Origin of the sequence: Pseudomonas lijiangensis (assembly GCF_018968705.1) — a bacterium.
Taxonomy (GTDB): domain Bacteria; phylum Pseudomonadota; class Gammaproteobacteria; order Pseudomonadales; family Pseudomonadaceae; genus Aquipseudomonas; species Aquipseudomonas lijiangensis.
Map to the genome: position 1 here is coordinate 782,545 of NZ_CP076668.1, position 13,168 is coordinate 795,712.

Consider the following 13,168-nt stretch of genomic DNA (forward strand, 5'->3'; position numbering starts at 1 on the left):
GACAGCAAGGCCAAGGGGCATGATCCCCATGGCCTTTTTGCTTTCGGCGACATGCCTTGGGAAGTAGGCGAACCAAAGTGGGGATACGGAGGGCGTTCATTTACACCCATTTATATTCATCTGTTTGCCAAGTGGAGTTCCCAAGCATGCCGATCAAGGTCGAAGACTATTTCTCTGATGCTTCCTTCAAGAAAATCAAGTCGTTCGCTGACAAGCAAGAAACCCCTTTTGTCGTTATCGACACCCAGGTGATCAGCCAGGCCTATGACGACCTGCGCGCCGGTTTTGAATTCGCTCAGGTCTACTACGCGGTCAAGGCCAACCCGGCGGTCGAGATCATCGACCTGCTCAAGGAAAAAGGTTCGAGCTTCGATATCGCTTCGATCTATGAGCTGGACAAGGTGCTGAGCCGTGGCGTCGGCCCGGATCGCATCAGCTATGGCAACACCATCAAGAAGTCCAAGGACATTCGTTACTTCTACGACAAGGGCGTGCGTCTGTACGCGACCGATTCGGAAGCCGACCTGCGCAACATCGCCAAGGCCGCGCCAGGCTCGAAAGTCTACGTGCGTATCCTGACTGAAGGCTCGACCACCGCTGACTGGCCTCTGTCGCGCAAATTCGGCTGCCAGACCGACATGGCCATGGACCTGCTGATTCTGGCTCGTGACCTGGGTCTGGTGCCTTACGGTATCTCCTTCCACGTGGGTTCGCAGCAGCGCGACATCAGTGTCTGGGACGCCGCCATCGCCAAAGTGAAGGTGATCTTCGAGCGTCTGAAAGAAGAAGACGGCATCGAACTCAAGCTGATCAACATGGGTGGTGGCTTCCCGGCCAACTACATCACCCGTACCAACAGCCTGGAAACCTACGCTGAGGAAATCATCCGCTTCCTGAAGGAAGACTTCGGTGATGACCTGCCGGAAATCATTCTGGAGCCGGGCCGTTCCCTGATCGCCAACGCCGGTGTGCTGGTCAGCGAAGTCGTGCTGGTTGCGCGTAAATCGCGTACCGCCGTCGAGCGTTGGGTGTACACGGATGTGGGCAAGTTCTCCGGCCTGATCGAAACCATGGACGAAGCCATCAAGTTCCCGATCTGGACCGAGAAGAAAGGCGAGATGGAAGAAGTGGTCATCGCCGGCCCGACCTGTGACAGCGCCGACATCATGTACGAAAACTACAAGTACGGCTTGCCGTTGAACCTGGCCATTGGTGATCGCCTGTACTGGTTGTCCACCGGTGCCTACACCACCAGCTACAGTGCTGTTGAATTCAACGGCTTCCCGCCGCTGAAGTCGTATTACGTTTAAGCATTCAGCCTGTAGTACAAGAGCCCGCAAGCAATTGCGGGCTTTTTTTTGAGAGTGCTCCAGACCGGAACCCTTCAGGCAGGGCTGGCAGTCAGGCTGTTGTACCATTGTGTGAAACGCCGGACTTCCTTCAGGCTTGCCAGCATCAGCTTTGTCTCCACATAAGGGCGTGAAGCCGGGATGGTTTTGCGCATTAGCAGGGTGTGGGCGAACGAGATCCCGAGCAGGTCGCATACCCTTGTGATGTAAGAGTCCATATTGGCTGCTGCGCAGTAGGCTTCTGCATATTGTTTCTGGGCGAGGAACACGTAGCTTCGTGCTCCGTTGAGCCGTGCCTGTGGAGAAAGTGCAGGGCCTTTCTGGTTAAAAGGAATCGAGGCGGTGAGATTTTGCAGTGCAGCACTCTGCGCGTCGTTCTTTTCTATCAGGTTGTATTGATGGGCATGACGATAGATGTTGCTGTTCATGAAATCGATGAGGCGAGGAAGAATCGTATAGATGCCGTTGGTCAGGGTTTGCAGGGTTTCCCTGTGATCATCGATCTCTTCCAGAAAGATGCTCAGCCGGTTTCTGCTTTGCTCTATGAATTGCTGAGTGACATCCTTGCTGCTCCTGATGTTCTCGATCGATTGCACGATTTTCTCCAGAAATGTCTCGAGCTCTCTGTGCAGGTCCGCGATGGCTGGCAGGATTTTCAACCAGATGGATAAATGCTGGCTTGCCTTGGCCAGTAGTTTTGCAATTTCCGGTATGCGGTAGGAGCCGTATTCGCTTGCCGGAACCAGATCGAGATTGACCTTGAATGAGCGGGTGGAGTCCGGGAGTCTGCGCAAGACCTGTATGTAGTTGTCGAGCCCCGTAAGGTCGCTTTTATGAATCAGATTCCCGGTCATTATTGAGTCCTTGATGGGGCGTGCAGTGGACAAGGGAAATGGAACAGATCATTTCCCTTGTATTCAGCGTGTGAACTAATCAGCGGATGGGTTGCAGATAGCTGGCCAGTTGCAGCCCGGTATTGATGAAGCGCCTGCTGAACTCTTTTTCATCCAGTGCGACTGCCTGATTGATTGCCAGGAAGCTGTCTAGCGTTTGGGCGATTTTCTGATATTGCTCGACGTAAAGAGTGCGTTGATCGTCCATGGCGTGGAAGCATGCGATCAGCTCGATACGTTGAGTCAGCGCCAGCTTTTCCTTCTCCTTCTGGTTAACTTTTTCAAACAGCTTGTCGATTCGCTCGCGCATGCTGTCACGACGCTTGGTCATGGCGATGAAGTTGATGCCCTCGGCGCCATATTCCAGAGTTGCTTTCATTTGCTCGATTGCCAGGGTGATCACCGCTATTTGGGGTGGCTGTACACCCAGAGCAATGACTTTCTCTGCCGTGAGAAGGGTGTCCTTGGCAATGCTGGCGAACCCTTTGCTTTCAATGGCATCGATGGCTTCGGTCAACACCCGGCGCTCTTCCTGAAGACTGGCCAGCAGTGTGTTGGTCTCGTTGATTCCGGTTGTTGCCTTGAGAACGTCCTGTTCAAGGCTTGTCTGGAACTCCTGGGTCTGCTGACGACTGAAGGCTTCTTTCATCTCGTTCAGGGCATTGGCCAGCTTCACTGCTTCTGCACTTGCCGTGGCCGTGGCGTTTTTCAGGGTGTATACACGTTCTTCCTGAATGTCATTGAGATCATCCTGATCCTTGGTTTCGGCCAGTTCCTGATCGTACTTTCTCAATTGGGCGATTCGGGACTCGATATCGATCCTGAGCTTCATGCAAGCCCCGCCCAGGCGTTGGCGTTCAATGATGACCGCGTTATTGATCCGCTTGAAGCGTTGATAAATATTGGGCAAGTAGGCGGTCTTGGAATAAAGAATATCTGCTGTGACCAGTTTGCTGCTCAGGGCATTCTGGCTATTGGACATGGCCTGAAGGTCCGGTGTCTTGATATTCAGGGGGGTATCAATGGCGCTGATGGTATTATTCATGTTTATTTTCCATAAATCCGTTTGAATTCTTCGTCAGCCTCTTTGAATACGTTAAGTAACGCATCGGAGTCCTGTTCGATGGTCTTCCATGGTTGTACAACTTTTCTGAAACGATTCATGAATACTCGAAGTGACAGGGCGTCATTGATTTCGGCGGACGACTGTGCTGAGGTTTCAATGAATATGTATAGTTTGTTCCAGACAGTGATCAGGTTTTTGGTTGCGATATCTGCGTCAATCACGACGGTCACGAGATTCTGCAGATCAAACTTGACTCTGTTCAATGAGCCAAGAATCTTGTTTTTTAGCTGCAGTTCATCGATATCTCGGGTTTGTTGTGAAATCAGTTCGTTTCTTGCTTTACGAACACCTTCAGCTTCAACACCAAAGTAGATGCCCAGTGCAAGGCCGGCAATATTCAGTTTGCTGACCGATCCCAGAGATCTTTCAACAGCTGCCTTGTATTCCTTGTTCTTTTCATCGATATCCTTTGCTCTGCGCTCGATACTATCATTCAGCTTTGTGACATCAGCAGGCAATGAACTGTTATCGATTGCGATGACCTTGCGCTGAATCTCTGGCGTGACATAAAGCGCAAGATCCAGGCCGAATTTTTCCAGCTCCTCCTTGATGCCCTGAGCGTCTTCCTGGCTTTTCTTGACCTTGTTCAGTATCTCGGAGAGGTAGAATCCGATATCTTTTGCGGTTTCCTTGTCACCGTCGCTCAGCTCGATCCCCGGAAATTTATCACCCAGCTCCAACTTCAGTCGCTTTACATCTTCCGGTGTCTTGATGTCGAACTGTTCTACGATAGCCCCACTTTTGATATCGTTATAAATATCGTCCATGCTCGTGCCGTAAACCAGCATCTCTCCGGCAAACAGTTTCAGTTTGTCGCCTACCGTCAGTAACTGGGTGCGCAGTGGGCTCCAGCGCTTCGCATGCGTATGCACAATTCTATAACTTTTCAGAAAGTCTTCAGGCTCGAGCCCCGCACCGGCACCACTGCTGTAGCCCAGATAGGAAATGACGGCGTCAATATCTGTGGGTAATGCCAGGCCGACCAGTTCATATTGTTTGAGGTTGACGATCTGCTGCTTGGTCAGTATCAGGCCCGGTGTGCGTTGAACCTCGGAGTCATTACCCGAAGAAACATTAAAGAATACTTCCGGTGCCTTGACTGCTTCGTCGGTGACCGGGTCTCCGGTGGTGTTGTCAGCAGAGGCTAATCTTTCAAGTAATGCGGTCATTGGACATATCCTTATTTTCCAAGGGGACCGTTATTGGATCCCTGTTTGTGTGTTTCATTTGTTGCTTGAGACAAAGGTTAGGGGGCTTTGAATGTGAGTGTCAAAGGCGAAAGACAGTCGTGTCTTGTAGGATAAAAGTTTTGGATTGGTAAGTAGTTAAGTTAAGGTTTTGTGACAGTGTCTGAATGGGGTTTTATGCCGCTAGTTGATGTTATGGCGTAACTGGAAAGTTGGAAAATGTATGAGAATGCTTCTTTGTCGTAAGGTACGTGATATGCCATGCAGGGTTTCTGGCCCCATGCCCCGCGTGCGCAAAGCTGCATGTGGTGGAACTCCGTGTCTTAGAGATGAGAATAAATAACATTTAGCGCATACTACGACCCGCAAAATGCCAGCGAGGTAGTGGGTGTGCTGAAGAAGGTTCTGTTTCAGGTTCATTGGTTCTTCGGAATTACGGCGGGTCTGGTGCTGGCCTTGATGGGCATTACCGGCGCGCTGTATTCGTTCGAGGACGAGATTCTCGACGCACTCAACCCCGATGTCCTGCTGGTCCAGGAGCGTGCGGCCACCTTGCCTGCGCCCGAGCTGGTGCGCAGGCTCGAAACCGCCACAGGCCTGAAGGTGGCGATTCTTCGTGTCCAGACAACGGGCAATCGCGTTGCACAGGTCTATTTCACGCCTGAGCCAGGTCAGCGACGCGGTCCCAAGCGCAATTTCGATCCTTATACGGGGGAAATCAGAGGCAATGGTGTCGGTGAAGGGTTCTTCGATTTTGTCCTGAATCTGCATCGCTATCTTGCTGCTGGCGAAGTCGGCAAACAGATCACGGCTGCCTGTACCTTGATTCTGGTGTTCTTCTGTCTGTCCGGCCTTTACCTGCGCTGGCCGCGCAAGGCGCTGGACTGGCGCGTCTGGTTGACCATGGATTGGGCGAAGAAGGGGCGCAGTTTCAACTGGGACCTGCACTCGATATTCGGGACCTGGTGCCTGCTGTTTTACCTGTTGTTTGCTGTGACCGGATTGAACTGGTCCTATGACTGGTTCAGCAATGGCATGAACAGGCTGCTGGCCGATCCATCACCTGTCGAGCAGGGCAAAGTCGAGAAACGTGCGCAGCCTGCGGGCCCGCTGGTGGTTGATTACGATGCCGTCTGGGCCAGCATTCAGGAGGTGGCCGGACCTGAACTGGGTTCCTATAACCTGAGATTGCCCGCAAACGGCGGCCAGCCCGCGACGGTGTTCTACCTGCTCAAGAGTTCGCCCCATCCTCGGGCTTTCGGCACGATCAATCTTGATCCGGCCACCGGCAAGGTCAACTTCGTTTCGCGCTATGAAGAAAAGAGTCTGGGTGCTCAGTTGCTGACCAGTAACTATGCCCTGCATGTGGGCAGTTATTTCGGGCTCGGCGGGCGTATTGTCATGACGGCCGCATCGCTGATGATGCCGCTGTTCTTCATCACCGGCTGGTTGCTGTATCTGGACCGTCGCCGCAAGAAACGTGAGATCAGAAATGCTCGCGGCGGTCTGGCGGACAGTTCGGGTAATGACGCAGCATCGTGGTTGATCGGCTTTGCCAGCCAGAGCGGTTTTGCCGAGCAACTGGCCTGGCAGACGGCGGGGCAGCTGCAATCGGCCGGGTTGCCAGTGCGCGTGCAGAGTCTTGGAAACCTGACCGAACAGGACCTGCGCCAAAGCCAGCATGCCGTATTCGTCGTCAGCACCTTTGGCGATGGCGAGGCACCGGACAGCGCTCGTGGCTTCGAGCGTAAATTGCTGGGCAGCCCTCTGGCCCTGCATCACCTGAACTACGCGGTGCTGGCTCTGGGCGATCGGCAGTATCAGCACTTCTGCGGTTTTGCTCATCGCTTGCATGGCTGGCTGACCGAGCGAGGTGGCAACACGCTATTCGCGCCTGTTGAAGTGGACAGCGCCGACCCCGTTGCCCTGCAGCATTGGCAACAACAACTCGGGCTGGTGACCGGCAGCAAACCTTCCACACTCTGGCAGGCTCCGGTGTTCGAGAGCTGGACCCTGACCCGTCGCGAGCTTTTGAACCCGGGTAGCAGTGGCTCGAAAGTCTTTTTGCTGGACCTGACTGCACCTGACGCTGCGAACTGGCAGGCCGGTGATCTGGTCGAGGTGCTGCCGCGCAACAGCGAGGCCGCCATTGAGCATTTCTTGAGCGGCCTGGGTCTGGCGCCGGACACACCGGTCAGCGTGGACGGTTTGCAGGAAACCCTGGCCCAGGCGCTTGCTTCCCGCCAGTTGCCGCAACACCGGGCGCATCTGGTGGGCATGCATGCCCAGGCCTTGATCGATGCTCTGGTGCCGCTGGCCGCACGTGAATACTCCATCGCGTCCATTGCCGCTGATGGTGTGTTGCAACTGATCGTGCGTCAGGCCCTGCATCCCGATGGCAGCCTGGGGATGGGCTCCGGCTGGCTGACCGAGCATGTTGCGCTTGAAGGCGCCGTCAGCCTGCGCCTGCGTCGTAACAGCAGTTTCCATCTGCCGGTCGAACCCGTTCCCCTGATTCTGCTGGGCAACGGCACCGGCCTTGCCGGGCTGCGCAGTCTGCTCAAGGCGCGCATCGCTCAGGGGCAGTCCCGTAACTGGCTGCTGTTTGGCGAACGCAATGAGGCCCATGATTTCTATTGTGCCGGCGAGCTTCAGGGCTGGTTGGCCTGTGGCGATCTGCAGCGCCTGGACCTGGCGTTTTCCCGTGATCAGGCGCAGAAGATTTACGTGCAGGATCGCCTGCGCGAAGCTGCCGACGAGTTGCGTGCATGGCTGGATCAGGGCGCGGCCATTTATGTCTGCGGCAGCCTGGAAGGAATGGCGTCGGGTGTGGATCAGGTATTGAAGGATGTGCTGGGCGAGCAGGCGGTAGCCGAGTTGGTCGAGCAGGGGCGTTACAGGCGAGATGTGTATTGATGGCAATCGCGAATGAATTCGCTCCCACTCTGTAGGAGCGAATTCATTCGCGAAGAGTGATTACGCCGCCACAAACTGCTCGGCGTAATGACAGGCTACCTGACGGTTATCAACCGCCCGTAACTCGGGTATTTCCTTGGAGCAGCGCTCGGTCGCGTAGGGGCAGCGCTTGTGGAAGGCGCAGCCGCTTGGCGGGTCGAGCGGGTTAGGAAGCTCGCCGACGATCTTGATCTTCGGTTTCAGCGGGTCCGGGTGAATGGTCGGTGTCGCCGAGAGCAGCGCCTGGGTGTAAGGGTGCAGAGGACGATTGTAGATCTCTTCCTTCGGCCCCATTTCCGCAGGCCGTCCCAGATACATCACCAGTACCGTGTCGGCCACGTGACGCACCACCGACAGGTTGTGGGAGATGAACACGTAGGCGGTATTGAACTCCTGCTGCAGGTCCATGAACAGGTTCAGCACCTGTGCCTGGATCGACACATCCAGCGCCGAAGTCGGCTCATCGGCCACCAGCACCTTGGGTTGCAGCATCATGGCGCGGGCCAGGGCGATACGCTGACGCTGACCACCGGAGAACATGTGCGGGTAGCGATGGTAATGCTCAGGACGCAGGCCCACCTGACTCATCATCGCCTGAACCTTTTCCCGGCGTTCGGTACGGCTGAGGTCAGTGTTGATCAGCAGCGGCTCGCCCAACTGGTCACCGACTTTCTGCCGGGGGTTGAGGGAGGCATAAGGGCTCTGGAACACCATCTGCACGTCTTTGCGCAATTGCTTGCGCTCAGCCTTGCTGGCCCCTGCGACTTCCTGCCCGGCGATTTTCAGGGAGCCGGACGATGGCTCTTCGATCAGCGTCAGGGCACGGGCCAGGGTGGATTTTCCGCAGCCGGATTCACCGACTACAGCCAGTGTCTTGCCCGCTTCCAGCTCAAAGGACACGCCGTTGAGGGCACGCACCAGTGCAGTGCCCTTGAACAGGCCGCGAGAGACTTCGTAATGACGGGTAAGGTCGCGGGCGGTAAGTACGACGCTCATCACGCCACCTCCTGATTCAACGGATAGAAGCAACGAGCCAGACTGTGTGCTTTAGGGTCCAGTGCCGGGCGCTGGATGCGGCAGTTTTCCTGGGCGTAAGGGCAGCGCGGTGACAGCAGGCAGCCCATCGGGCGGTCGTAACGGCCAGGCACCATGCCGGGCAATGTCGCCAGACGCGCTGCACCCATGCTGTGTTCCGGGATCGCCGCCAGCAGTGCTTCGCTGTAAGGATGAGCCGGGACATCGAAGAGGCCGGGTACCTGACCGACTTCCACGGCTTGCCCGGCATACATCACGCAGACGCGCTGGGCGGTTTCGGCAACGACGGCCAGGTCGTGAGTGATCAGCACCAGAGCCATGTCCTGATCCTTTTGCAGGCTCAGCAGCAGGTCCATGATTTGTGCCTGGATGGTGACGTCCAGTGCAGTGGTCGGTTCGTCGGCAATCAACAGCTTGGGTTCACCGGCGATGGCCATGGCAATCGCCACACGCTGGCTCATGCCGCCGGACAGTTGATGCGGATAGGCATCCAGGCGCGAAGCGGCACCGGGGATTTCCACCTTTTCGAGCAGTTCCAGCGCTCGCTGACGGGCAGCCTTGCCGGACAGTTTCAAGTGTTGGCGCAGGACTTCTTCGATCTGAAAGCCCACGGTGTAGCTGGGGTTCAGGGCGGTCATCGGGTCCTGGAACACCATCGCCAGGTCCTTGCCGATGATGCGGCGGCGTTGACGGGCATTGAGCTTGAGCAGGTTGTTGCCGTCGAAGTTCAGCGCGTCGGCGGTGATGATGCCGGGAGCGTCGATCAGCCCCATCAGCGCCATCATGGTCACGGACTTGCCGGACCCGGATTCGCCGACGATGGCCAGGACTTCGCCTTTCTCGACACTCAGGGACAGGCCATCCACAACGGGAACGGCCTTGGCGTCGCCGAAGCGGACGTTGAGATTCTGGATTTGCAGAAGTGACATACGAATCTCCTCAGGCGGCATTCTTGAGTTTCGGGTCCAGCGCATCGCGCAGGCCGTCGCCCATCAGGTTGATTGCCAGCACGCTGAGCAAAATGGTCAGACCGGGCAGGCTCACGACCCACCAGGCGCGTTCGATGTAGTCGCGGGCCGAAGCGAGCATGGTGCCCCACTCAGGCGTCGGCGGTTGCACGCCAAGGCCCAGGAAGCCCAGTGCGGCGGCATCGAGGATGGCGGAGGAGAAGCTCAGGGTCGCCTGAACGATCAGCGGCGCCATGCAGTTGGGCAGCACGGTGACGAACATCAGGCGTGGCAGTGTGGCGCCCGCCAGACGGGCAGCGGTCACGTAGTCGCGGTTCAGTTCGCCCATGACCGCAGCGCGGGTCAGACGCACATAGGAAGGCAGCGACACGATGGCAATGGCGATCACGGTGTTGATCAGGCCAGGGCCGAGGATCGCGACGATGGCCACCGCCAGCAGCAGCGACGGCAGAGCCAGCATGATGTCCATCAGGCGCATGACCGTAGGGCCGAGGAAGCGCGGGAAGAAACCGGCCAGCAGGCCCAGCAGGATACCGGGGATCAGCGACATGACCACGGACGACAGGCCGATCAGCAGCGACAACTGTGAGCCCTGGATCAGGCGCGACAGCAGGTCACGACCCAGTTCGTCGGTGCCGAGGATGAACTGCCATTGACCGCCTTCGAGCCAGACCGGCGGGGTCAGCAGGAAGTCGCGGTATTGCTCGCTCGGATCGTGGGGCGCAACCCAGGGGGCGAAGAGTGCGCAGAACACGATCAGGATCATGAACATCAGGCCGGCAACGGCACCTTTGTTCCGGGAAAAGGCTTGCCAGAATTCTTTGTAAGGCGATGGGTAAAGCAGGCTTTGATCGACTGCTACCTCAGGAGTAGGTGTGCTCATTGGTCAGGATCTCAGCGCTGGTGACGGATGCGTGGGTTGGCAAAGCCGTAGAGGATGTCCACTACGAAGTTGACCAGGATCACCAGACAGGCGATCAACAGGATACCGTTCTGCACGACCGGGTAATCCCGTGCACCAATGGCTTCGATCAGCCACTTGCCGATGCCGGGCCAGGAGAAGATGGTTTCTGTCAGTACGGCACCTGCCAGCAGCGTGCCGACTTGCAGACCGAATACGGTCAGGACCGGGATCAGCGCATTGCGCAGACCGTGGACGAATACTACGCGAGCGGGCGACAGGCCTTTGGCCCGTGCGGTACGCACGTAATCTTCGCGCAGCACTTCAAGCATCGAGGAGCGGGTCATCCGGGCGATCACCGCCAGCGGGATGGTGCCCAGCACGATGGCTGGAAGAATCAGGTGATGCAGGGCATCGAGGAAAGCGCCCTCTTCATCGCTGAGCAGGGTGTCGATCAGCATGAAGCCGGTTACCGGCTGAATGTCATACAGCAGGTCGATGCGTCCCGATACCGGTGTCCAGCCCAGGGATACCGAGAAGAACATGATGAGGATCAGGCCCCACCAGAAGATCGGCATCGAGTAGCCCGCCAGAGAAATCCCCATGACCCCGTGATCGAACAGCGAGCCGCGCTTGAGTGCGGCAATCACCCCGGCCAGAAGGCCGACAATGCCAGCGAAGATCAAGGCTGCGATCGACAGTTCAAGGGTCGCGGGAAACAGCGAGGTGAACTCGGTCCAGACACTTTCGCGGGTGCGCAGGGATTCGCCGAGGTCGCCCTGGGCGAGCTTGCCGACATAATCGATGTATTGCGCATAAAGCGGTTTGTTCAGACCAAGGCGCTCCATGGCCTGGGCGTGCATTTCCGGGTCGACCCGGCGCTCGCCCATCATGACTTCGACCGGGTCGCCCGGGATCAGGCGAATCAGGGCGAAAGTCAGCAGGGTGATGCCGAAGAAGGTAGGGATCAGTAACCCCACCCGGCGGGCAATAAAACTAAACATCTTGTGGTGTACCTCATCAGCCTTTCAGGCATGCCGCCCTTGATCTTGTGGACGCGGGCGGCTGTTTTTCTTACTTCACCTGTGCAGTGGTGAAGTTGTTATTGGTCAGCGGGCTGATATGAAAGCCTTCGACATTCTTGCGCATTGCTACGAACAGTTTTGGATAGGCCAGGCTTATCCATGGCTGCTCCTGGTTGAACACTTGCTGGGCTTTTTTGTAGAGCGCGGCACGTTCGGCAGGGTCGGTTTTTTCCCTGGCCTGGGTGATCGCGTCTTCGAACTCCTTGTTGCACCAGCGAGCATAGTTTTCGCCATTTTTTGCGGCTTCGCAGCCGAGGTTCGGCGTCAGGAAGTTATCCGGGTCGCCGTTGTCGCCTGCCCAGCCCGCAAAAACCATGTCATGTTCGCCATTCTTGGCGCGTTTAAGCATTTCACCCCATTCCATGACGCGAATGTCCAGCTTGATGCCTACCTTGGCCAGATCGCCCTGAAGCATCTGCGCCCCCACCAACGGATTGGGGTTGGTCACGGCACCACCATTGCGAGCGAACAGGGTAAACACCTGTCCCTCTGGAACACCGGCCTCTTTGAGCAAGGTACGGGCCCGTGCCGGATCGTACGGCGGGCTTTGGCTATCGTTGTCGTAGCCGATCATGGTCGGTGGGTATGGGCCGACGCCCTCGGTGGCCTTGCCTTCGCCAAACAGAGCCCTGATGTAGGACTTCTTGTCGAAAGCCAGGTTGATCGCTTGCCGCACGCGCACATCGCCAAGGTATTTGTGGGATGTGTTGATGGCGACATAGCTGGTCATCATGGCTTCCATCTCGTCGATCTTGAGATTCGGGTCAGCCTTGATGCTCGCAATATCGTCAGGTTTTGGATAAAGCGCAACCTGACATTCGTTTGCCTTGAGTTTTTGCAGGCGGGTGTTGTTGTCCAGCGTGATCGCAAAGATCAGCGCTTCACTGGGGACTTTCAGCTTCCAGTAGTCAGGGTTGGCTTTATAGCGGACCTGGGCATCCTTGGCATAGCGCGTCAGGATGAACGGACCGGTGCCAATCGGCTTGCTGTTGAGTTCGGCGGTCTTGTCACGCTTGAGCAGCTGATCGGCGTATTCGGCCGAGTAGATCGAGGTGAAAGGCATCGCCAGGTCACGCAGGAACGGTGCTTCGGCTTTGGTAAGGGTGAACTTCACCGTGTGCTCGTCGATCTTTTCGACGCTCTTGATCAGGTCCTGGAAGCCCATGCTTTCGAAATAGGGGTAACCCACCAGTGAGCGTGCATGCCAGGGATGGTTGGCGTCCATCTGCCGCTGGAAGCTCCAGAGCACATCGTCGGCGTTCATGTCGCGGGTGGGCTTGAAGTAATCGGTGGTCTGGAACTTGACTCCCTTGCGCAGCTTGAAGGTATAGACCAGGCCGTCGGGGCTGATCTCCCAGCTCTCGGCAAGACCGGGAACGGTATCTGTGGTGCCAGGCGTGAACGCGACCAGACGTTCAAGGATGGTTTCTGCCGAGGCGTCTGCCGTCACGGCGGTGGTGTATTGCACGATGTCGAAGCCTTCCGGGCTGGCTTCGGTACAGACCACCAGCGGTTTGGCGCAGACACTGGCGGCGAGGCCGAATGCAGCGACGGCAATCGAGGCGCGTAGTGTGAGCAGTTTCAATGGAAACCTCCTTGAGTAGTGCGAAGACCGTGGCTGCGGCGTGTGTCATGCCCAGGCACGACGCACGCCGCAGAGGCATGGCTG

Annotated in this window: 10 protein-coding genes; 2 read left to right on the forward strand and 8 right to left on the reverse strand. The window is 56.9% G+C overall.

Translation table 11 applies throughout. The annotated features are described in order from the left end of the window. Positions 1 to 146: 146 nt before the first annotated feature. Positions 147 to 1,310, forward strand: coding sequence for a type III PLP-dependent enzyme (locus tag KQP88_RS03415; protein ID WP_216704858.1), 1,164 nt, complete (start codon positions 147 to 149; stop codon positions 1,308 to 1,310). 74 nt (positions 1,311 to 1,384) lie between these two features. Here KQP88_RS03415 and KQP88_RS03420 read toward each other — a convergent pair whose 3' ends face one another. The 3 genes from KQP88_RS03420 to KQP88_RS03430 form a co-directional block, all read right to left on the reverse strand. Further along, positions 1,385 to 2,203, reverse strand: coding sequence for a hypothetical protein (locus tag KQP88_RS03420; RefSeq protein ID WP_216704859.1), 819 nt, complete (start codon positions 2,201 to 2,203; stop codon positions 1,385 to 1,387). A 79-nt stretch (positions 2,204 to 2,282) separates the two neighbouring features. Next, complete coding sequence (locus KQP88_RS03425; protein ID WP_216704860.1) at positions 2,283 to 3,287, reverse strand: alpha-xenorhabdolysin family binary toxin subunit B; 1,005 nt, start codon at positions 3,285 to 3,287, stop codon at positions 2,283 to 2,285. A gap of 2 nt (positions 3,288 to 3,289) precedes the next feature. Further along, on the reverse strand, positions 3,290 to 4,537 hold the full coding sequence (locus tag KQP88_RS03430) for an alpha-xenorhabdolysin family binary toxin subunit A (RefSeq protein WP_216704861.1): 1,248 nt from the start codon (positions 4,535 to 4,537) through the stop codon (positions 3,290 to 3,292). 411 nt (positions 4,538 to 4,948) lie between these two features. Between KQP88_RS03430 and KQP88_RS03435 the strand changes: the two genes are divergently transcribed. Continuing rightward, on the forward strand, positions 4,949 to 7,471 hold the full coding sequence (locus tag KQP88_RS03435) for a PepSY domain-containing protein (RefSeq protein WP_216705878.1): 2,523 nt from the start codon (positions 4,949 to 4,951) through the stop codon (positions 7,469 to 7,471). 60 nt (positions 7,472 to 7,531) lie between these two features. Here the strand turns inward: KQP88_RS03435 and KQP88_RS03440 are convergent, their stop codons facing one another. The 5 genes from KQP88_RS03440 to KQP88_RS03460 all read right to left on the reverse strand — a co-directional run bounded on the left by KQP88_RS03440 (position 7,532) and on the right by KQP88_RS03460 (position 13,084). Continuing rightward, the gene (locus tag KQP88_RS03440; RefSeq protein WP_200994813.1) at positions 7,532 to 8,506 is read right to left on the reverse strand and encodes a peptide ABC transporter ATP-binding protein; all 975 of its coding nucleotides are present in this window, start codon (positions 8,504 to 8,506) and stop codon (positions 7,532 to 7,534) included. Continuing rightward, a complete protein-coding gene (locus tag KQP88_RS03445; RefSeq protein ID WP_200994812.1) occupies positions 8,506 to 9,474 on the reverse strand; it encodes an ABC transporter ATP-binding protein in 969 nt (322 codons plus the stop codon). The genes KQP88_RS03440 and KQP88_RS03445 overlap by 1 nt, the downstream gene beginning before the upstream one ends. 10 nt (positions 9,475 to 9,484) lie before the next feature. Further along, on the reverse strand, positions 9,485 to 10,396 hold the full coding sequence (locus KQP88_RS03450) for an ABC transporter permease subunit (protein ID WP_200994811.1): 912 nt from the start codon (positions 10,394 to 10,396) through the stop codon (positions 9,485 to 9,487). An 11-nt stretch (positions 10,397 to 10,407) separates the two neighbouring features. Further along, positions 10,408 to 11,418, reverse strand: a complete 1,011-nt coding sequence (locus tag KQP88_RS03455) for an ABC transporter permease subunit (protein ID WP_200994810.1) — start codon at positions 11,416 to 11,418, stop codon at positions 10,408 to 10,410. A gap of 70 nt (positions 11,419 to 11,488) precedes the next feature. Beyond that, positions 11,489 to 13,084: an ABC transporter substrate-binding protein gene (locus KQP88_RS03460; protein WP_200994809.1), complete on the reverse strand. Its 1,596-nt coding sequence runs from the start codon at positions 13,082 to 13,084 to the stop codon at positions 11,489 to 11,491. Positions 13,085 to 13,168 lie beyond the last annotated feature (84 nt).